Source organism: Tenacibaculum aiptasiae (assembly GCF_008806755.1).
In the GTDB taxonomy this organism is placed as follows: domain Bacteria; phylum Bacteroidota; class Bacteroidia; order Flavobacteriales; family Flavobacteriaceae; genus Polaribacter; species Polaribacter aiptasiae.
The window spans coordinates 1-215 of sequence record NZ_WAAU01000044.1; the positions used below are offsets into that span (position 1 = coordinate 1).

Below are 215 nucleotides of genomic sequence, written 5' to 3' on the forward strand. Positions count from 1 at the left end.
TCAGCTCCTTTAATTTTCCAAGTATCATTTTTACCATCTCCGTTAGGAGTGATAAATTTAGGGTATTCGATAACAGAAACTTTTAATTGAGCATCAGGTTTACAACCGTTTTTGTCTCTTACAATAACGTTGTAAAAACCACCATAGATATTATTGAATAAAGGATCGTCTTGAAATCCTGTCATATTGTTATCTTCATCAACAATAGCGAATTC

At 32.1% G+C, this 215-nt stretch carries 1 protein-coding gene; it reads right to left on the reverse strand.

What is annotated here, in order from left to right:
• A partial coding sequence (locus F7018_RS18605; protein WP_175578777.1) for a hypothetical protein occupies positions 1–215 on the reverse strand: 215 nt, incomplete at both ends.